The sequence below is a fragment of the Pilosibacter fragilis genome, assembly GCF_032490495.1.
Classification (GTDB): Bacteria; Bacillota; Clostridia; order Lachnospirales; family Lachnospiraceae; genus Pilosibacter; species Pilosibacter fragilis.
Genome location: NZ_JAVYJB010000006.1, coordinates 240,295 through 258,780 on the forward strand (window position 1 = coordinate 240,295; position 18,486 = coordinate 258,780).

Below are 18,486 nucleotides of genomic sequence, written 5' to 3' on the forward strand. Positions count from 1 at the left end.
CAGTATTCTATCATTTACGCCGATCCCCCTTGGCGCTACTCGGCTAAGAAAGTACAGGGCGCGGCGGAAAATCATTATCCCACTATGAGCATTGAGGATTTATGTGCGTTGCCTGTGGCTGATCTTGCAGCCCCGGACAGCGCACTCTTTTTATGGGCCACTTTCCCGCAGCTCCCGGAGGCGCTCCGGCTGATCGAGGCTTGGGGCTTCACCTACAAAAGCGTTGCTTTCGTCTGGCTGAAAAAGAACAAGAAAGCGGATAGCTGGTTTTACGGCCTTGGCTTCTGGACAAGGGGCAACGCGGAAATCTGCCTGCTGGCAACCAAGGGACATCCAAAGCGGCAGGCTGCCAACATTCATCAATTCATCATTTCCCCGATTGAAGCCCATAGCAAAAAGCCGGACGAGGCCCGCGCCAAAATCATTTCCCTGATGGGCGATCTGCCCCGCGTGGAGCTCTTTGCCAGGCAGACCCCGCCCGGTTGGGCTGTGTGGGGAAATGAAGTAACACCAACCATCCCGGACTTTGGGACACATTGTCCCGAAGTGCAGAAAGGAGTGTGATCTATGCCCTATGTAAACGTACCAAACGATTTATCCAAAATCAAAACAAAGATGGCTTTCAACCTCACCAAACGCCAGCTTGTCTGCTTCGGCAGCGCGGGCGCGGTGGGGATTCCGGCCTATCTGCTGACCCGTGGCACCCTCGGCAATACCGGGGCGATGTTTCTCATGCTGGGAATTATGCTCCCGGCGTTCCTGCTGGCCATGTATGAAAAGGACGGCTTGCCCTTTGAAAAGGTTGTGCGAAACATCATCCGGGCCAAGTTTCTAAGGCCGGGGATCAGGGCCTACCGAACCGAAAACATTTATGCGCCCTTTGCCGGGCCGGGCGCTGGAAAGGAGGATGTGATTGAAAAACACAAAGAAGAAAAACGGAGCCGCCGCCAAGGGTAAAGGCCGGGCGACCCTGTCTGCTCAGCAGACAATCCCGTATCTGTCCATGCACCCGGACGGTGTGTGCAAGCTCCCGGGCGGGCTCTATACAAAAACCGTGGAATATGAGGACATCAATTACTCCGTGGCATCCACCGAGGATCAGACTGCCATATTCAGCGGATGGAGTTCATTTCTCAACTACTTTGACAGTTCGCTGCCGTTCCAGCTTTCCTTTATCAACCGTCGTTCCCATTCCCGCAGCCGCTATCAAGTCAATATCCCGAAAGCGGATGACAACTATAACAGCGTCCGGGATGAGTTTACCGGGATGCTGAAAAATCAGATTGCCAAAAGCAACAACGGTATTGAGCGCTCAAAATACATCACCTTTGGCATACCCGCCGAGGGGATTGCGGAGGCACGGCCCCGTCTGGAGCGTGTGGAGGCTGATGTCATGGGAAACTTTAAGCGGTTGGGCGTTCCCTCGGAGCCTATGGACGGGCGGGCCCGCCTTGCGCTGCTTCATAGCCAGATGCATCCGGGGAGCCGCGAGGCGTTCCGCTTTTCGTGGAAAGACATCCCGCAGACCGGGCTCGGCACAAAAGACTTTATTGCCCCGGACAGTCTCGACTTCCGCCAGTCCCGCACATTCCGCATCGGCCAGTATTGGGGCGCGGTGTCCTACTTGCAGATTATGGCATCGGAGCTTTCGGATAAGCTGCTGGCGGAAATCTTGGAGCTGGATGCGGAAATGACCGTGACCATGCACATTCAGACCGTGGATCAGCTCAAGGCAATCAAGACCATCAAGGGGAAAATCTCGGACATCGGAAAAATGAAAGTAGAGGAACAGAGAAAGGCTGTGCGCTCCGGCTATGACCCGGATATTCTTCCCCCTGACCTGATCACATTCAGCAAGGACGCAGCGGAGCTTTTGGCTGATTTGCAATCCCGCAATGAGCGAATGTTTCTGCTGACCTTTACGGTGGTAAACCTTGCCCCTACTCGCCAGCGGCTGGAAAACGATGTGTTTACCGTGAGCGGCATCGCGCAGAAATACAACTGCGCTCTGCGCCGTCTGGACTGGCAACAGGAACAGGGCTTTGTTTCTTCGCTGGCCCTTGGCTACAACGAGGTAGAAATCCAGCGCGGTATGACAACCAGCTCCACAGCCATCTTTATCCCCTTTATGACAAGGGAGCTCCGCATGGCGGGGCAGGCCCTCTACTATGGCATGAACGCACTTTCTCACAATGTCATCATGGCTGACCGCAAAAAGCTGAAATCGGCAAACGGGATGTATTTGGGCTCTACGGGCTCCGGCAAGAGCTTTGCCGCAAAGCGCGAGCTCTTGAATGTGTTTCTCACCATCCCGCAGGATCGGATCATCGTGGTTGACCCGATGGGCGAATACGCTCCGCTGGTGCGAAGGCTGGGCGGCCAGGTGATCGAGATTGCCCCGGACAGCCCGCACCACCTCAATCCGATGGATGTGGAGCTCAATATGGCTGCCGGAGAAAGCCCACTTTCCATGAAGGCGGATTTTCTTTTGTCCCTGTGCGAGCTGGTGGTCGGCGGCAAGGAAGGCTTGCAGCCCATTGAAAAGACGGTCATTGACCGCTGTGTGCGTTTGGTGTACCGGGAGCAGGCGCTCGGATTGGAAACCGCAAAAACACCGCTGTTGCAGGATTTGTATGAGGAGCTTTTACGCCAGCCGGAGCCCGAGGCCCGGCGCGTGGCAACTGCCTTAGAGCTTTATTGCACAGGCTCCCTCAATCTCTTTAACCATCCTACCAACGTCAAGACGGACAGCCATGTGGTGTGCATCGTTCTGAAAAACATGGGCGAAAACCTTAGAAAGATTGCAATGCACATCACAAATGAGTTTGTTTCGCAGGCGGTGGATCAGAACTTCCACGAGGGTGCGGCGACTTGGTGCTACTTTGACGAGTTTCATATTCTGCTCCGCGATCCACTGACGGCCAGCTACTTTGTAGCGGTCTGGAAAATGCTGCGTAAAAAAGGATGTGTGCCGTCTGCTTTGACGCAGAACGTCAAAGACCTTTTGGCAAGCCGGGAAATCGAGAACATTCTGGATAACACGGATTTTATGATCCTGCTTTCGCAGGCGCAGAGTGACCGTACCATTCTGGCAAAACAGCTCGGTATTTCCGAGCACCAGCTTTCCTATATCACACACAGCAATTCCGGCGAGGGTCTGTTGTTCTATGGAAATGTGACCATCCCGTTTGTGGATCGGTTCCCTCGCGGAGAAATCTATGACCTGCTGACTACCCGCCCGGAGGATATGAAGAATGAAACGAAAAACGAATAAGGCCAAGGAGGAGGCTTGGTCGCAGACCGCCCACGCCCCTGACGGGGAGCAGCCCGGGCCAGAGGCTTCTGACACTTCGGGACAAAGTGTCCCGAAGTCCAAGTTCCGCAAAAAGAGCCAGCAGGAACAGGCTGCGGCGGCAAAGCTCCGTATGGAGTCCCAAGGCGAAAAGCTGGAACAGGCCCGGGAGAAGCTGGCAAAACAAAAGCCGCCGAAAAAGCCCGGCCCGGTAAAACGCATAGGCCGTGTTGCCAGCGGTTCCGTTCACAGCTTCGTGCATGGCAAGATTTTTGAAGTGGAACAGGAAAATGTCGGCACAGAAGGCGCACACCGTTCTGAGCTTGTGGGAGAAACCGCGCTGCGGCACGGCTCCCGCTTTGTGCGCCGTAAAGTCCGGGAACATCCGGCAAAAGTGGTACGCAAGACCGAGGCCCGCTATACCAAATACACGGCGGACTACCATTTTCACACCGCCGCACAGGAGCACCCGGAGCTGACGAAAAATGCCCTTACCCGCTACTGGCAAAAGCAACGGCTTCGCAAGCAATACCGCAAGCAGGCAAAGGAGGCTGCAAAGCAGGGCGCGGCTGCGGCTGGGAAAACTGCCACAGCCACAGAACGCCTGACTGCCCGGGCAGTGGAATTTGTCAAAAGTCATCCCGCAGGTGCCGTGATTGCGGTGCTCTGTGTGTTACTCCTGTTTGCTATGCAGTCCTGTTCCTCTACCATGCTTATGCTGGGGAACGCCGGGGCCGGTGCATTAGGAGCCAGCACCTATCCTTGCGAGGATCGTGATATGCTGGCCGCCGAAGCCGCCTATTGTGCGTTGGAAGATGATTTACAGCATTATCTGGACACCTATGAAAGCACCCATGACTATGACGAATACCACTTCGATCTGGACGAAATCGAACATGATCCCTATGTGCTTCTTTCTCTTTTGTGTGCGCACCATGAGGGACAATGGACAGTAGGCGAGGTACAGGGAACGCTGCAAATGCTCTTTGACCGCCAGTACATTTTGACCGAGGATGTGGTGGTGGAAACCCGGTATCGTACGGAAACCGACACATGGACGGACGAGGACGGCAACTCCCATACGGACACCTATCAGGTGCCTTACGACTATTACATCTGTACGGTCACGCTGGAGAACTTTGATTTATCCCATGTGCCCGTATATGTCATGAGCGAGGAGCAGCTTTCACGGTATGCCATCTATATGGCAACGCTGGGAAACCGCCCCGATCTGTTCCCAGATTCTCCCTATGTGAACAAGTACATTACCGGGAAACCCGGTGATTACGAAGTGCCCGGAGAATATCTGGACGATGAAACCTTTGCCGCGATGCTTGCCGAAGCGCAGAAATACATCGGCTATCCCTATGTGTGGGGCGGCAGTTCTCCCGCCACTTCCTTTGATTGCTCGGGGTACGTTTCGTGGGTTATCAATCACTCCGGCTGGAATGTGGGCAGGCTGGGAGCCCAGGGGCTCTATAACATCTGTACGCCGACCAGTTCTCCCAAACCCGGTGATCTGGTGTTCTTCAAAGGCACCTATGACACGCCGGGCGTGAGCCATTGCGGGATTTATGTCGGTGATGGAAAAATGCTGCATTGCGGAGATCCCATCGGCTACGCAAACTTGAATACAAGCTACTGGCAATCTCATTTTTACGCCTACGGGCGTTTACCGTGACAGGAGGTTTTGAAATGGCAACTACCAAAAGCATGAAAATTCAGGCCGAGATTGATAAGGTCAAGGCCAAAATCAGTGAACAGCAGGCCAGGCTCAAGGAACTGGAACAGAAAAAGCTGGAGGCAGAAAACAGCGAGATCGTGGACATTGTGCGCGGCATGAGCATTTCCCTTACGGAGCTCCCGCTGCTGTTTGAGAAGCTGAAGGACGGCGGTACTTTGGGACAAAGTGTCCCGAAGTCCGAAGAAAAAAAGAAGGAGGAAAACTGAATATGAAACATTTTCGTATGTTGGCGGCGGGGCTTTGCTCCGCCGTTCTTTTATGCGGCTTTGCGATCCCAGCCTACGCCTATTCGGACGGCGGGAATGAGGAACCGCCTGTTGTGGAAGAAACTCCGGCCCCGGAGCCAGCGCCTACCATTACCCCGGGCGAGGGCTTTTCGGAGGATGGAAACCTTGTGACCCGCGATCTGCTCTACGATGCCGCAACCAACAAACAGTTCATCACGGTGGAAACCAGCGGCGGCAACACCTTTTACATTGTCATTGACTATGACAAGCCTGTGGACGAGGACGGCGAACAGTATCACACCTACTTTTTGAACATGGTGGATGAAGCCGATCTGCTGGCGGCACTGGAGGCCGCTGGCGGAGAACTTCCGGCCTGCTCCTGCACAGAAAAATGTGCGCCCGGAGCCATCCATACGGATTGCGAGGTCTGCGCGGTCAACATGACCGAGTGTGCTGGCACAGCTCCCGAATCCGCTCCGGTGACGGAACCTGCGGAGGAGCCGGAACCCGAGCCCCAGCAGAAAAGTAATACCGGGACGCTTCTGCTGATTTTGGCAGTGGCTGTTCTGGGCGGCGGTGCAGGCTGGTACTTCAAAATCTACCGCCCGAAGCATGAAAAAGCTGCTGTACCCGAAGAGGATTACAGTGAGGAACTGGCTGATTATGACGATCCCGAGGACGATGGGCCGCCTTGGGACGAGGACGATACCGAAAGCGAGGATAATGAATGAGATTTACAAATAACCCCTATGAGGGATTTATGAAAGAAAAAAGCTACTTTAAGGGTGTGCCGCCAAGCCTGCCGCCGAAGGGCTCCCGTTGTGACGGCTGCCCTTACTGGCGCGGGATCGGCTGCGTGTTCTGCTACCGGGAGCAGCTCAAACCACCGGGCAACGGGAGGTGATACTGTGGGCCGAGAACTGACCCGGACAGAAAAAGCGGCAATCCGCAGGCTGGTGTCAAAATGGTGTGCCAACTATGACCGGGACTGCGGCTGCCTGCCGCTGGATTGCGAGTGCTATATGTTTGGGAAATGCTGGACAGGGGCTTATTGCCGCTACTTCCGCGAGGCAGTTCTGCCCCTTGATCCGGCGCTGGAGGCTGCGTTGCTGACAGAGGGGCCAAGGCCGGATTTCAAGGCTTGCCCGGTATGCGGCAGAGCCGTGGCTCCTGATGGACGGCAAACCTATTGTTCGGCGGCCTGTGCAAAGGCGGCACACCGCAGACAGCAGCGGGAATATATGCGGAAAAAACGGAGCTGATGTGTTGACAATTAGACCATCACAAATCCGCTTGTAGCAAGGCTTTTTAAGGCCCTTTTCTGCGGAAGGCGTATGTTTCTACGTCCGCCCCTGTTTCCGTGAGATGCTGTCAACATTTTAGCTGCCGGGGCTTTGGGACAATTTGTCCCAAAGTTCCGGCTTTTGTGGAAGGAGGTACTATGCCGAAATATTATCCGATCAATGAAGAAGCCGCAAAGCGGGCAAAAGATATGAACAGCTTTTCTGACTATCAGCCGGGCTCCGCTACGGCGGGCTACCGGGCAATGGTCGATGAAGCGTATGCAGCGGCGGAACGCCAGAAAGCCCGTGTCGATCCAATGTACCATGATAAGATTGACGCGCTGGTGGATCGCTATGCCCGGAAACTTGCGGAAAATCTGAATGAACGCAATGTGATTGATGCCCGGGTGCCCTCTATTCTGATCTCCGGGGGCGGCAATTTCCCTGTGACAAAAAAGCACAAGCAGAACGCCGCCCGGGATCGCAACTATGGAGAGTATGCGGAGATTTCAAAGCTGCTTGATAAAATCCGCTCTGTTGGAATGGGTGGGATCAGCGCGGATGACGATCTGGCCGTGGAAAAGCTGACAAAAAAGCTGGAGGGGCTGGAGTCCCTGCAGGCCACCATGAAGGCAGTCAATGCGTATTTTCGGAAACACAAAACGCTGGACGGCTGCCCGGAGCTTACGCCGGAGCAGGCCGAAAAGCTCAAAGCAGATATGGCGCAGTCATGGCACTTGGACAAAAGCAAGCCATACCCCGCCTATCTGCTTTCCAACAACAACGCCAACATCCGCCGTGTGCGCCAGCGCATTGAGGAACTGAGCAGCCGCTCCGAGTTTGCTGGCTGGACATTCCCCGGAGGCGAGGCAAAAATCAACGAGGCTGAAAATCGTTTGCAGCTTATTTTTGAGGAAAAGCCCGATGCCAATCAGCGGCAGGAACTGAATAGCAACGGCTTTAAGTGGGCTCCCAGCCAAGGGGCATGGCAGCGGCAGCTTAACCAGAACGCCATCCGTGCTGCGGCCCGGATAGACTTTCTGCGGCCCGAGGACAGTACAAGCCCCTATCAGCTCCAGCCGTTTGTGAAAAGAGAAAACAAAGAAATGTCTCGATGATGGGAGGTGTACTATGGACAAAAATCAAGGCTACGCCATTTTGAAGGCGGTCATGCTGGAAAATGGACGAGGATTTGTATTGGGCGAACATCCCACCGCGCCATCCCGCTATGTCACATGGGCCTGCTATGATGACAAGGACGGCCAGCGGCAGTATGAATGGGGTCACTATGGAAATGACCGCACCGCGATGGAACAGGATTTCACAGACCGGGTGCAGGACTATCAGCGTATTTATAACGTCGGGATCAGGCAGACCGAGGCTCCCGGCCTTTACAAGTATTATTCGACCCAGCGGCCTGTGGACATCGGGACATTCCCGAAGCCGCCTTATAACAAGCCGGATGAAATCTTCAATTACGATCAGCGCATCCCGGTGGAAAATGGCTCGTTCTTGGCTTGGGGCTATCTTACCTATACCCGCCCGCTAACGGAAAAACAGGCATCCGACTATGAGCTGCGTCCTGCGCCTGATAATCCCGACAGGCCCCGTCCGATTGCCGAGCAGATGAAAAATGCGGCAAAGTTGGCGGAGGCAGATCGCGGCCCGGAGGCACTGGTTCCCCAGCGCAGGCAGCCTGACCGTGGCGATAGATAAGGAGGAGCGTGTATGGAAAAGAAACGTGAACAGGAATTGTCTGTACTGGAGGTGCTGCGCCTGCACCGTGAATTTCATTTGCCGCACCCTGTTCCGGCAGACGAACAGGAAAAGCCGCTGGATAAGGTAAAGGAGCCGCCCCGCGCCTGCCGCAGCCGGGAGCGTGAGGAGCGATGACAAAAAAGCGCCGCCGTCCGATCCATCTTCATGTGATGGTGTCGGAGGCGGAGCAGGCCCTGATTCAAGAACGTATGGCGGAGGCTGGCATCCGTAATATGGGAGCCTATATGCGGAAAATGGCCCTGAGTGGGTATGTGCTTCATGTTGACCTTTCGCCTGTTCGTGAGCTGGTTTCGCTCCAGCGGCGCTGCTCCAACAATCTGAACCAAGTGGCAATTCAGGCCAACACCTACGGCGCAATTTATCCCGAAGAACTCGCAGCCTTACAGCGGGACTATGCTGCTTTGTGGGGGCCGCTGTCTGATCTTTTGAAACAGCTCTCCGCGCTGGTAGAGCTCTGACCCGTCCGGGGAGTGGTTGATACCGCTCCCCGGCTTTTTCTACTTCGGGACAAAGTGTCCCAAAGTAAAAATACTGTTTGCCGGAAGGAGGAATTTTTACGGCGACCACCTACATCCGCCCTTATAAAACAGCGGCGGGAAAAAGTGCAATTCAAACGATGGAGGATCGTTTCACCTATGGCCTAAACCCGGAAAAGCTGGGAGCCGTATCTTCCTATCTCTGCGATCCGAACACGGCTCCCGCCGAGTTTCTTCTGGTAAAAAGTCAATACCTTGCAGAGACAGGCCGGGCCGTGTCTCGCGGGGCCCTGTTCTTTCAGATCCGGCAGGCGTTCCTGCCCGGGGAGGTTACGGCGGAAGAAGCAAACCGTATCGGCTATGAAACGGCGATGCGCTGGACAAAGGGAAAGTATCAGTTCTTCGTCTGTACGCATACCGACAAGGCCCATATCCACAATCACATTTATTTCAATGCGACGGCCTTTGACCGCTCCCGGAAATTTCATAATTTCATTGGTTCGTCCTTTGCCCTGCGGCGGCTCTCTGACCGCGTGTGCATCGAACATGAATTGTCTGTTATCCAAAATCCGTGCCAGCACAGCAAGGGTCGTTTTCTCCACTATGGACAGTGGATCGGAGAAAAGCCACCCTCTGCCAAGCAGCGGGTGCGGCTGGCTGTTCTCGCCGCTTTGGAGAAAAAGCCCACGGACTTTGCCGACTTTCTCCGTCTCATGGAGGAGTCCGGCTTTGCGGTGAAACATGGGCGGGGCGGTGTCATCTCATTCCTTGCACCCGGGCAGGAAAAACCGACCCGGCTCCGGGCTTCTACACTTGGAGTTGGATTTGACCCGGAGGACATCAAGGCGGTAATTGCCGGGGAACGTCCACTCCCCAAACTGCCCGAGGAGCCCACGGTTCCGCCACGGCGAGTTAATCTCATCATCGACATTCAAGAGCGTATGGCCCAAGGCAAGGGCCCGGCCTATGAACGATGGGCCAAGGTCTACAACCTAAAACAAATGGCCGCCGCGCTCCAGTATTTGCAGGAGCATCATCTGACAGACTATGCGGCACTGACGGCCAGCACCGAGGCTGCGGTGGATCACTTTCACAAGCTGTCTGACGAGCTCCGCACAACGGAGGAGGCTCTTTCCAAAACCTCGGAGCTGATGGCTGCCACGGTGGACTATGCCAAGACTCGCCCGGTGTTTGATGGATACAAAGCTGCGCGGTACAGCAAAAAGTATCTGGCCCAGCACGAAGCGGAGCTTGCCACTTACCGGGCGGCAAAGGATACTATGAACACCATACTGAACGGCGCAAAGCTCCCTAAGATTGAAGCACTAAAAAAATCCCGCCGTGAGCTGGCGGGACAAAAGAAAGCGCTTTATGCAGAATACCGGGAGGCCCAGCGGCAAATGCGGGAGGCCGTGGCAATAAAAGCGAACATTGATCATCTGCTCGGCATAACAGACGAGCGTGAAAATAAGGCCCAGGAACGATAGTGACGGGCCGCAGACTACGGTGCAGCGCACCGGGACTTTGGGACAATTTGTCCCGAAGTACAGCGGGTTTGGGGAGCTCCCCAACAAGCATTTTTGCGGGCCCTGCGCCCTGCAAAAATTTCGGAGTGTGGCCACACCCGAATTGCTTGCCAAAACGCGCAACCCGCAACATGGCGCAAAAAACGGAGGTTACGCTTTCTTTTACGTTTCCTCCGTTTCTTTCGATGCTTTCATCGCTTGGATTGTAGCTTCAACGATTTTCAATTCTCTTTCGTCCAAGGCGTTCAACATGGCATCAATCCGCTTCCTGCACTCGCTCCCGCTATTCTGGGACGGGTAAAAGTATTGATCCACCGATATATCAAACATTGTAACCATCTGATAAAAGGTGTTGAAGCTTGGATGCTGACCATCATTTTCATTATACATAATGGTACGCGGAGCGCGGTCAACAATATAGGCCAGTTGCTCCTGTGTCATGCCGCTGGCTTCTCTTGCACGCTTGATGGCGAGCCCTATATCGTGAAAATCAAAGCGTCTTTCATCTCGTTCTATCTTCATAACATCACCTGATATGATTTTACATTTCATGTGATATTATTTGAACGACTGTGTATTTCATACTACTGACTATTTAATTTCACATACGCAAAATTGATGATCGCGGAAATGTGAGGTACAATATACCTATAACTTTGGGACAATTTGTCCCGAAGATCAGAGGTTGGTATCTAAAATAAAATCAGAAATATTGTGAGGTTTCTGTGACATTTGGGTGCTATACTGAAAATGAAGGAGTGTGATACCATGCGAATTTTAGTAGTCGAGGATGATCGGCTTTTGAATAATACTTTATGCTATAACTTGAATACTGCGGGCTATACGGTTGATTCTGCACTGACAAAATCAGTGGCCAGTAGTTTCTTGACAAAGCAGGACTATGACCTGATTGTGCTGGATGTAAATTTGCCGGACGGAAACGGTTTTGACTTCTGCCGGGAAATAAAAGAGCGTCGCCCTGATACCGTTATTATTTTTCTGACCGCAAATGATATGGAAAGCGATATGCTCAAAGGGTATGAACTGGGCGCAGAGGATTATGTGACAAAACCTTTCCCTATGAGCGTCTTTCAAAAGAAATTAGCGGTAGTGCTGGGTAGGCTGACAAAACAATATGGTGGTGATACTTATGAGGATGGCACACTGACCATCAATTTTTCAGAAATGAGTGCTACTCTATCAGGAAAGCCACTTACATTCACCCCACTGGAATATCGACTTTTGAAAATCCTGATGAAAAATCCGCAGATTGTTTTGACCCGGCAAGTCTTGTTGGAAAAGCTGTGGGACGCAGACGGAAATTTTGTGGATGAACACGCTCTGACTGCGGCGATCAGCCGGGTACGAAACAAAATCGAAACACCTGACCGTCAGTATATCAAAACGGTATATGGTATGGGCTATATGTGGATCGGAGGAGTGCTGAAATGAATGTGCGAAAACTTTCCGTCAACAAAGCCTGTATCTTTTTTGCTGTTCTCCTGCTGGTGGCAATGGGGACGGTTTCAGCAGCTTTGTATGGGCTGACCCAAAATATAACCGCTGTCTGGTATGTATTATTGTTCGGCATTTTTGTGCTGGTTTGCGCTGTTTGTTTTATGGTGCTGGTTCGCCGCAAACTGGCAATGTTCTCCGATGCTTTTTGCAGTTTAATGGATGATATGTTATCCGGGAATATGCAGCCGAAACAGACTGTGGAAGAAGAAAGTCTTTTCTATAAAATTGAATATCGGCTGAACCGTTTATATGAAGTCATGCAGGAAAACAAGAACGGCATTGCACAAGAACGGGCTGACCTGCAAGAACTGATTTCCGACATCTCCCATCAGGTCAAGACCCCGATTGCGAACTTGAAAATGATTAACAGCACTCTGCTTGAAAATGAAGTCCCTGTGCAAAAACAAAAAGAGTTTCTAACGGCACAGGCCAGCCAGCTTGATAAACTGGATTTTCTCATGCAGGCTATGATTAAAACCTCTCGTTTGGAAACAGGTGTTATTTCTCTGGAAAAGAAAAGCCAGCCGCTTTATGACACGCTTGCCGCCGCATTGGGAGGTATTCTTCTGAACGCCGAGAAAAAACAGATCAATGTTCAAGTGGACTGCCCGGAGAACTTGGTCGTTTCCCATGACAGAAAATGGACAAGCGAAGCACTGTTCAATATTTTGGACAATGCAGTGAAATATACGCCGGAGGGCGGTCAAATCCGTGTTTCGGTTGAAAGTTGGGAAATGTATGTGAAAATCGACATTGCAGATACAGGCATTGGCATTTCAGAACAGCATCAGGGAGCAATTTTCAAGCGTTTCTATCGAGAGGACATCGTACATGATGTAGATGGAATTGGTATTGGTCTATATCTGGCTCGTGAGATCGTAACCTTGCAAGGCGGTTATATCCGGGTAACATCCGAGGTTGGGAGGGGTTCAACTTTTTCCGTCTTTCTGCCTCGACAATAAAATAAGTACGCTAAAAAACAAAATGTCACAGGCCTATGACATTTGAGCTTTAATTAAACAGAGGTATTTTGTTTCCCGTGACATTTCTGTGAGGTTTACCTTTTATGATAGAGCCATCAAAAAGAAAGGGTGGTGTTCTATATGAACATATTACAAACGACAGATTTGAAGAAATATTACGGCACCGAACCGAACATTACAAAAGCATTGGATGGCGTGACCCTATCCATTGAGGAAGGTGAATTTGTTGCCATTGTTGGTACTTCCGGCAGCGGTAAGTCTACTTTGCTGAACATGATGGGCGGGTTAGATACGCCAACTTCCGGCAGTATTAAAGTAAAAGGGAAAGAATTATCGAAACTCAAGGATGAACAGCTTACCATCTTCCGCAGACGTAACATCGGGTTTATCTTTCAGAATTACAATCTTGTTCCTGTGCTGAATGTCTATGAAAATATTGTCCTGCCGGTGGAGCTGGATGGTGATACCGTGGACAAGCGGTTTATGGATGAAGTCGTGAAAATGTTGGCTCTCGATGGGAAGCTGAACAGTATGCCTAACAATCTGTCCGGCGGCCAGCAGCAGCGTGTAGCGATTGCCCGCGCCCTTGTTTCCAAACCAGCTATTATACTTGCAGATGAACCGACAGGCAATTTGGATAGCCGGACAAGTAGTGATGTTCTTGGTTTGCTGAAAGTTACAAGTCAGAAGTTCCATCAAACGCTTGTAATGATTACCCATAACAATGAAATTGCCCAGCTTGCCGACCGAATTATCCGTATTGAGGACGGAAAAATCGCACAGTGACAGGGGGTGACATTGATGGATGATATTTTATTTGGGAACAATAATCAGGCAACAATCAATCGTCTTGCCAAAAGAAGCTACCGCGCTAATAAGCAGAGAAATGTTTTCGTTACCATCGCATTATTCTTGACCGCCTTTATGATTACATCTGTATTTAGTTTGGGGTGCAGTTATTTTGAAACCTATCAAATGCAGCAAATTCGTGCGATGGGCACGACTGCGGATGTGGCAATTACAAGCCTCTCAGAAGAACAATATGAAGAATTGAGCCGATCCAGCTTGGTATCCGTAGTTGGTGTCAGTCAGAGATTGGGCAGCATTGATACATCTGGAATGGACGATGCCCTGCTGAGTATTACCTGGATAGACGAAACAGAATGGCAAGAACACCGTGTACCAACAATTTCGGATATACACGGAGATTATCCGCAAGCAAAAAATGAAATTATGCTCCCTACATGGGCTTTGCGTGCAATGGGGATTGATGATCCACAGATAGGGATGAATATTTCCCTTTCCTATCAACTCGGAACAGATTATCAATATATCTCCGATGAATTTGTTTTGTCGGGCTATTACACAGATTATTCGGCTTCACGTGCAGGCAACCGTGGTGCCGCTTATGTTTCGGAGCTTTTTGCAACACAAACAGGGCTTCCCTTTGATAGTGTGTCTACCGCAATGATTTCTTTTTCTGATGACAGTAATGCCCTGCGATCCTGTGAAAAACTAAAACGGAAGATTTCGTTTACAGAAAGTCAGTCCTTTGAAATTGTACCTATTGCTCAGAGCAATTCCACCACCATTGTTCTTCCACTGGCTGCTATTATCGTCTTTATCATTATCAGCGGCTATTTGCTGATTTATAACATTCTGTATATCTCAATTTCAAGAGATACACAATTCTATGGACAGCTTAAAACGATAGGCACGACAAAAAGACAAATCAAGCGGATCGTGCGTTCTCAAATATTCAGAACGGCGGTGATCGGTATTCCCAGCGGCCTGATTGTCGGTGGTATTGTTTCGCTTGGACTTGTTCCGTTTGCCATGAATATGATGTACTCAAGCGATACAGACCTTGGGGAGATAGTGTCCTTTTCCCCCATTATTTTTGCGGGTGCCGCAATCTTCACATTTTTTACTGCAATCATCGGCAGCATGAAACCAGCGAAAATAGCTGCAAGTATTTCTCCTGTTGCGGCTTCACGCTATACGGAGGCAAATACAAGGAGTTACCGAGATCATAAGAGCCATAGAACAAAATTATCTCGGATGGCACGAGATAATATTTTTAGAAACCCTAAAAGCGCTTTCCTTACTTTTGCGTCCTTATTTTTAGGCTTAATATTGTTTTTGGTTTCTGCTGGTCTACTATCAAGCCTAAGTCCCGACAATTTTGTAAATCAATGGGGAGAAAGTGATTTCGCATTGACTTACAGCATTTCCGAAGAAGGAAACCTGCTCTCTGATGAAATGTTGCAGCAAATTGAAACAATGCAGGGAATTGAAAATCTGCGCGTCACTTATTCTGCTTCACCGTGGCCCACTATGGATGTCATTTACGACGAAAATGTATTCGGGAAATATATTGATTCCTTGGATGGCATATCAGGTCTTGATTTTTCAAATGCGGAAACACGAAAAAACTATACAGATAATTTTTGGAGCGGCGTTTACGGAATAGATTCCAGATATATCGAAGAACTTAATAAAACGCTTGATAAGCCTATTGACTTAACCGCCTTTGAAAAGGGAGAGTTGGTGGTTTTGTCCGCTATGACGGATGATGAGGGAAACCTATTGATTCAGCCAGGGCAAGCAATCACCGTTGTCGGTGAGTCCGGGGAACAGGTCTTTACAGTGGCAACTGGCTTTCTGGACGCTGATTTTCAGAATGGTCGAGGAAATGAGAGAGGTACTGCCCCTGATTTGTATATCAGTGAGCAGGCAATAGAGAAGTTGTCTGGAGAAACCAAAATCTTTCGGATTGCTTTTGATACGATTGATAGCAGTTATGACAAAGGGATTATGGAGCAGCTTCAATCCATTACTGCTTCGTCACCGGGCATTACGATTCTGTCACGATATGAAAAGCAGCAAGAAATGGCCGGATATTTGCTGACCTCAAGGATTATAGCCGCAGGGTTGTCCGCTGTATTTTTGCTGATAGGAATTATGAATTTCATTAACACAATGGTTGTTAGTGTAAATACTCGGAAACATGAATTTGCAACACTTGAAAGTATAGGAATGACGAAAAAGCAAATTAGAAATGTATTGCTTTGGGAAGGCGGGTATTATTGGAGTATTTCTTTCCTACTGCTTGCCACACTGGGAACAGCGATATATATTCCAATATACTCAGCCTTTAGAAGAATGGTTCCTTATGCAGCTTTTCACTATCCTGTAATTTCTCTGTTGGTTGTCGCAGCTATTGTTTTGCTGGTCTGCTTGGCAACCCCCGTCATAACTTTCATGCAAAATGTTAAGCAAAGCGTTGTAGAGAGACTGCGGCAGAATTAAATATTTGCGATGAAAACCGGGAGATTATTCTCCCGGTTTTTCAAATCTCACAGGTTCGTGAGATTTCAGCCCATTATTCTGTCGAAACAGCGTGTGTCAGTGACATTTCTGTGAGGATTGCTTGTTAAGATAAGCGCAAAAGGAACAAGCTGCCGCACGACGGCAAAAGAAAAAAAGCCGTCGTACAGCAGCCTATCAACACGCCCATTTGAAACGGCGGCTTTGATTTTCAGAGCCGCCGTTTCTTTGCGTCTACACAAACCAATGACGACTTGTAGGGACACGGTAGCCGATGGGAGGTTATTTTGCCGTGTTCATTTTATTATTTCATTGTTCGCGTGATCTGCACCAGCTAAAAAAAGCGTAGCCCCTCCGTCGGAGCAGTCCGGTTTTGAACATGAAATTAAACAGTACATAACCGATAATACTTTTTCGTGCGCTTGTGCGGCCTTGTGTCGCACAGGCGCATTTTGCTTTCCAGACTTCGAGACAAAGTGTCCCGAGGTGCGGTGCCGTTCTCCGCCGTTACTCCATTTCGTTTCCGACCAACCCCGAACAAACTGAAATGGAGGATTTTACGATGACTACTATCAATTTGAAAGATTTTTATTATTGGTACACGCAGGATCAGCTTATCGAAGTTTCTGACGAGGTGGCCGAGGTATTCAAGGCCGATGCCCGCTATGAAATGGCCTACCAGCGGCGGCTCTCCCGGCACAAGGCGCAGTATTCTCTGGACTGCGATGACGGGATTGAATATTCCGCTTGCCTGCATGAGCCGACCCCGCAGGAGCTCCTTGAACGGATGGAAACCTTTCTTCGTCTGTGGAACGCTCTCAATTCTCTGCCGGAGATCCAGGGCCGCAGAATTGACGCACATATCATTCTTGGCAAGTCGATTAAGGAAATTGCCGAGGCCGAGGGCGTACATGAGGAGTCTATTCGCCAGTCGATCAAGCGTGGCCTTGAACGCATGAAAAAAACTTTTTGATTTTTTCTTCTTAACCCACTTGGAATTGATGAAAAAATGTCTCGGTTTATGAGAGGAGGTTTTCTTCCTAACGCGAGGGAATAACGGCAACCCTGAGTAAGTACGTGGAGCCAGACGGTGGGTGCGCGGTGACATTTCCCAAAAGAGATTGAGCGAACAACACCAACACTGTAAATGGGCCCGGCCATCCCAAGGCCATGATCCGGCGCTGAACAGGTTGGCTGCCTGTTCCTCCGGGCTTGTCGCTTTACTTGCGTTGAGAGCGCCGCACAGAAAATAACGATTGTCTTTGGACAGGCCAAGTAAATATGTGCGGCGCTCTCTAATATTCAAAAACTATAATAAACCTCGAGACAAAGTGTCCCAAGGTGGAGTAAGGCAACAGGCCAGCATCCCGGTGGTGCTGGCCTGTTGCGTTTCCCCACCAAACAGCGGGAGGCGTTCTATCAATCTGCGAAGGAGGTTTACCGTGAAATTAACTACACAGGAACTTGAACAAATGAGAAGCGTTGACATTGGCGCGGTGGCTGCCGAGTCCCTGCCTGATGTGAGCGGTATGACCTTTGACAATGCGCTTTCCCGAAAGGAGCGCATCTCTCGATTTTTGCAGACTGTCAAAAATCCATACTGCTTTTGCATCGGTGGTGTTGGCGTGAAAATTGAATTTGCTGAAAGCGGGCCATCTGAATATTACGGGTACTTTTACACCACTTGTCCGGATTGAGGAAACCATTGTTCCGGATTGATGGAAACCGCTCTTCCGGTCATTAGGGAACCACTCTTATAATGGATGTAAGCATCGAATTTGATGCTAATTCATTATGAGGGAGGTCTTCATATGACCAAATATCGTGAAATCCTAAGGCTGACAGCCTTGGGTCTGTCTCTTCGTGACATTGAGAAAAGTCTCAAGGTTTCAAGAAAGACAGTTGTAAAGGTCCAGAAACGTGCAGATGAATTATCTCTGAGCTGGCCACTGGACGAATCACTCACTGATGCTGAGTTGGAGCAGCGGATGTTTCCAAAAGATTTGTCTCCGAAATCCACCAAGCGGATGCCTGACTTCGACTACATCCGTAAGGAATTGCTCAAAAATGGTGTCAACAAGAAGCTCCTTTGGTAAAGGTCAAATCCTTCGCCCCACGCCAAATACAGCGCCGCTCATTTGCGGCGCTTGCTATAACACTCAGCCGGAAGATCTTTTGACCATGGCATAAGACTCTCTAACTCTTTTTCATCGACACTTCCGTCGATACGGATGATCTCAAGCAGTTCGGTTAATAGATGCTTTACGTAGTAGTAAACATTCAGACCATTTGCCCGGGCTGTTTCGGTAATGCTGTAGATCATTGCAC

General features: G+C 50.3%; 22 protein-coding genes. 20 read left to right on the top strand and 2 right to left on the bottom strand.

From position 1 onward, the window contains the following. Positions 1-9: 9 nt before the first annotated feature. The 13 genes from ABCW45_RS08135 (at position 10) to ABCW45_RS08195 (ending at position 10,288) form a co-directional block, all read left to right on the top strand. The gene (locus tag ABCW45_RS08135; protein ID WP_081445595.1) at positions 10-564 is read left to right on the top strand and encodes an MT-A70 family methyltransferase; all 555 of its coding nucleotides are present in this window, start codon (positions 10-12) and stop codon (positions 562-564) included. A 3-nt stretch (positions 565-567) separates the two neighbouring features. Further along, complete coding sequence (locus tag ABCW45_RS08140) at positions 568-957, top strand: PrgI family protein (protein WP_015563852.1); 390 nt, start codon at positions 568-570, stop codon at positions 955-957. Next, the gene (locus tag ABCW45_RS08145; protein ID WP_425518597.1) at positions 914-3,274 is read left to right on the top strand and encodes a VirB4-like conjugal transfer ATPase, CD1110 family; all 2,361 of its coding nucleotides are present in this window, start codon (positions 914-916) and stop codon (positions 3,272-3,274) included. Before ABCW45_RS08140 ends, ABCW45_RS08145 begins: the two co-directional genes overlap by 44 nt. Then, on the top strand, positions 3,255-4,973 hold the full coding sequence (locus ABCW45_RS08150) for a C40 family peptidase (protein ID WP_117461323.1): 1,719 nt from the start codon (positions 3,255-3,257) through the stop codon (positions 4,971-4,973). Before ABCW45_RS08145 ends, ABCW45_RS08150 begins: the two co-directional genes overlap by 20 nt. Positions 4,974-4,987: 14 nt before the next feature. Next, the gene (locus ABCW45_RS08155) at positions 4,988-5,242 is read left to right on the top strand and encodes a DUF4315 family protein (RefSeq protein WP_117461324.1); all 255 of its coding nucleotides are present in this window, start codon (positions 4,988-4,990) and stop codon (positions 5,240-5,242) included. Between the two features lie 2 nt (positions 5,243-5,244). Continuing rightward, positions 5,245-5,994, top strand: coding sequence for a DUF4366 domain-containing protein (locus ABCW45_RS08160; RefSeq protein ID WP_117461325.1), 750 nt, complete (start codon positions 5,245-5,247; stop codon positions 5,992-5,994). After that, positions 5,991-6,167 carry a hypothetical protein gene (locus ABCW45_RS08165; RefSeq protein WP_014080211.1) on the top strand — a complete coding sequence of 59 codons (177 nt, stop codon included), beginning with the start codon at positions 5,991-5,993 and terminating at the stop codon, positions 6,165-6,167. Before ABCW45_RS08160 ends, ABCW45_RS08165 begins: the two co-directional genes overlap by 4 nt. A 4-nt stretch (positions 6,168-6,171) precedes the next feature. Next, on the top strand, positions 6,172-6,525 hold the full coding sequence (locus ABCW45_RS08170) for a cysteine-rich VLP domain-containing protein (protein ID WP_117461326.1): 354 nt from the start codon (positions 6,172-6,174) through the stop codon (positions 6,523-6,525). Positions 6,526-6,704: 179 nt separating this feature from the next. Beyond that, positions 6,705-7,664, top strand: coding sequence for a hypothetical protein (locus ABCW45_RS08175; RefSeq protein ID WP_117461327.1), 960 nt, complete (start codon positions 6,705-6,707; stop codon positions 7,662-7,664). 13 nt (positions 7,665-7,677) lie between these two features. Then, complete coding sequence (locus tag ABCW45_RS08180) at positions 7,678-8,262, top strand: defense against restriction DarA-related protein (RefSeq protein ID WP_117461328.1); 585 nt, start codon at positions 7,678-7,680, stop codon at positions 8,260-8,262. A gap of 12 nt (positions 8,263-8,274) precedes the next feature. After that, the gene (locus ABCW45_RS08185; protein ID WP_014080207.1) at positions 8,275-8,439 is read left to right on the top strand and encodes a hypothetical protein; all 165 of its coding nucleotides are present in this window, start codon (positions 8,275-8,277) and stop codon (positions 8,437-8,439) included. After that, complete coding sequence (locus ABCW45_RS08190) at positions 8,436-8,783, top strand: plasmid mobilization protein (protein ID WP_003020363.1); 348 nt, start codon at positions 8,436-8,438, stop codon at positions 8,781-8,783. The genes ABCW45_RS08185 and ABCW45_RS08190 overlap by 4 nt, the downstream gene beginning before the upstream one ends. A gap of 158 nt (positions 8,784-8,941) precedes the next feature. Next, positions 8,942-10,288 (top strand): relaxase/mobilization nuclease domain-containing protein, encoded by a 1,347-nt coding sequence (locus ABCW45_RS08195; RefSeq protein ID WP_173815476.1) that lies wholly within the window; start codon positions 8,942-8,944, stop codon positions 10,286-10,288. A 201-nt stretch (positions 10,289-10,489) separates the two neighbouring features. On the opposite strand, the gene ABCW45_RS08200 is transcribed toward ABCW45_RS08195, so the two are convergent. Further along, positions 10,490-10,849: a helix-turn-helix domain-containing protein gene (locus ABCW45_RS08200; protein WP_054754179.1), complete on the bottom strand. Its 360-nt coding sequence runs from the start codon at positions 10,847-10,849 to the stop codon at positions 10,490-10,492. A gap of 246 nt (positions 10,850-11,095) precedes the next feature. Between ABCW45_RS08200 and ABCW45_RS08205 the strand changes: the two genes are divergently transcribed. The 7 genes from ABCW45_RS08205 to ABCW45_RS08235 all read left to right on the top strand — a co-directional run bounded on the left by ABCW45_RS08205 (position 11,096) and on the right by ABCW45_RS08235 (position 18,254). After that, the gene (locus ABCW45_RS08205) at positions 11,096-11,779 is read left to right on the top strand and encodes a response regulator transcription factor (protein ID WP_117461330.1); all 684 of its coding nucleotides are present in this window, start codon (positions 11,096-11,098) and stop codon (positions 11,777-11,779) included. Continuing rightward, positions 11,776-12,807 (top strand): sensor histidine kinase, encoded by a 1,032-nt coding sequence (locus ABCW45_RS08210; RefSeq protein WP_117461331.1) that lies wholly within the window; start codon positions 11,776-11,778, stop codon positions 12,805-12,807. Before ABCW45_RS08205 ends, ABCW45_RS08210 begins: the two co-directional genes overlap by 4 nt. 141 nt (positions 12,808-12,948) lie before the next feature. Next, positions 12,949-13,614, top strand: coding sequence for an ABC transporter ATP-binding protein (locus ABCW45_RS08215; RefSeq protein ID WP_005335790.1), 666 nt, complete (start codon positions 12,949-12,951; stop codon positions 13,612-13,614). Between the two features lie 15 nt (positions 13,615-13,629). Continuing rightward, positions 13,630-16,140, top strand: a complete 2,511-nt coding sequence (locus ABCW45_RS08220; RefSeq protein WP_117461332.1) for an ABC transporter permease — start codon at positions 13,630-13,632, stop codon at positions 16,138-16,140. Between the two features lie 580 nt (positions 16,141-16,720). Next, positions 16,721-17,131, top strand: a complete 411-nt coding sequence (locus tag ABCW45_RS08225; RefSeq protein ID WP_014080198.1) for a sigma-70 family RNA polymerase sigma factor — start codon at positions 16,721-16,723, stop codon at positions 17,129-17,131. A gap of 469 nt (positions 17,132-17,600) precedes the next feature. After that, on the top strand, positions 17,601-17,855 hold the full coding sequence (locus ABCW45_RS08230) for a DUF6870 family protein (protein ID WP_343220631.1): 255 nt from the start codon (positions 17,601-17,603) through the stop codon (positions 17,853-17,855). Between the two features lie 114 nt (positions 17,856-17,969). Further along, on the top strand, positions 17,970-18,254 hold the full coding sequence (locus ABCW45_RS08235; protein ID WP_343220632.1) for a transposase: 285 nt from the start codon (positions 17,970-17,972) through the stop codon (positions 18,252-18,254). Between the two features lie 38 nt (positions 18,255-18,292). Here ABCW45_RS08235 and ABCW45_RS08240 read toward each other — a convergent pair. Then, a partial coding sequence (locus ABCW45_RS08240) for a transposase domain-containing protein (RefSeq protein WP_343220633.1) occupies positions 18,293-18,486 on the bottom strand: 194 nt, incomplete at its 5' end.

Excerpts from the sequence above, each read along its gene's own strand:
- ABCW45_RS08225 (WP_014080198.1), top strand. The coding sequence starts at position 16,721 with ATGACTACTATCAATTTGAAAGATTTTTATTATTGGTACACGCAGGAT.
- ABCW45_RS08200 (WP_054754179.1), bottom strand. The coding sequence starts at position 10,849 with ATGAAGATAGAACGAGATGAAAGACGCTTTGATTTTCACGATATAGGG.
- ABCW45_RS08155 (WP_117461324.1), top strand. The coding sequence starts at position 4,988 with ATGGCAACTACCAAAAGCATGAAAATTCAGGCCGAGATTGATAAGGTC.
- ABCW45_RS08165 (WP_014080211.1), top strand. The coding sequence starts at position 5,991 with ATGAGATTTACAAATAACCCCTATGAGGGATTTATGAAAGAAAAAAGC.
- ABCW45_RS08160 (WP_117461325.1), top strand. The coding sequence starts at position 5,245 with ATGAAACATTTTCGTATGTTGGCGGCGGGGCTTTGCTCCGCCGTTCTT.
- ABCW45_RS08180 (WP_117461328.1), top strand. The coding sequence starts at position 7,678 with ATGGACAAAAATCAAGGCTACGCCATTTTGAAGGCGGTCATGCTGGAA.
- ABCW45_RS08185 (WP_014080207.1), top strand. The coding sequence starts at position 8,275 with ATGGAAAAGAAACGTGAACAGGAATTGTCTGTACTGGAGGTGCTGCGC.
- ABCW45_RS08190 (WP_003020363.1), top strand. The coding sequence starts at position 8,436 with ATGACAAAAAAGCGCCGCCGTCCGATCCATCTTCATGTGATGGTGTCG.
- ABCW45_RS08175 (WP_117461327.1), top strand. The coding sequence starts at position 6,705 with ATGCCGAAATATTATCCGATCAATGAAGAAGCCGCAAAGCGGGCAAAA.
- ABCW45_RS08205 (WP_117461330.1), top strand. The coding sequence starts at position 11,096 with ATGCGAATTTTAGTAGTCGAGGATGATCGGCTTTTGAATAATACTTTA.
- ABCW45_RS08220 (WP_117461332.1), top strand. The coding sequence starts at position 13,630 with ATGGATGATATTTTATTTGGGAACAATAATCAGGCAACAATCAATCGT.
- ABCW45_RS08215 (WP_005335790.1), top strand. The coding sequence starts at position 12,949 with ATGAACATATTACAAACGACAGATTTGAAGAAATATTACGGCACCGAA.
- ABCW45_RS08235 (WP_343220632.1), top strand. The coding sequence starts at position 17,970 with ATGACCAAATATCGTGAAATCCTAAGGCTGACAGCCTTGGGTCTGTCT.
- ABCW45_RS08150 (WP_117461323.1), top strand. The coding sequence starts at position 3,255 with ATGAAACGAAAAACGAATAAGGCCAAGGAGGAGGCTTGGTCGCAGACC.
- ABCW45_RS08195 (WP_173815476.1), top strand. The coding sequence starts at position 8,942 with ATGGAGGATCGTTTCACCTATGGCCTAAACCCGGAAAAGCTGGGAGCC.
- ABCW45_RS08140 (WP_015563852.1), top strand. The coding sequence starts at position 568 with ATGCCCTATGTAAACGTACCAAACGATTTATCCAAAATCAAAACAAAG.
- ABCW45_RS08210 (WP_117461331.1), top strand. The coding sequence starts at position 11,776 with ATGAATGTGCGAAAACTTTCCGTCAACAAAGCCTGTATCTTTTTTGCT.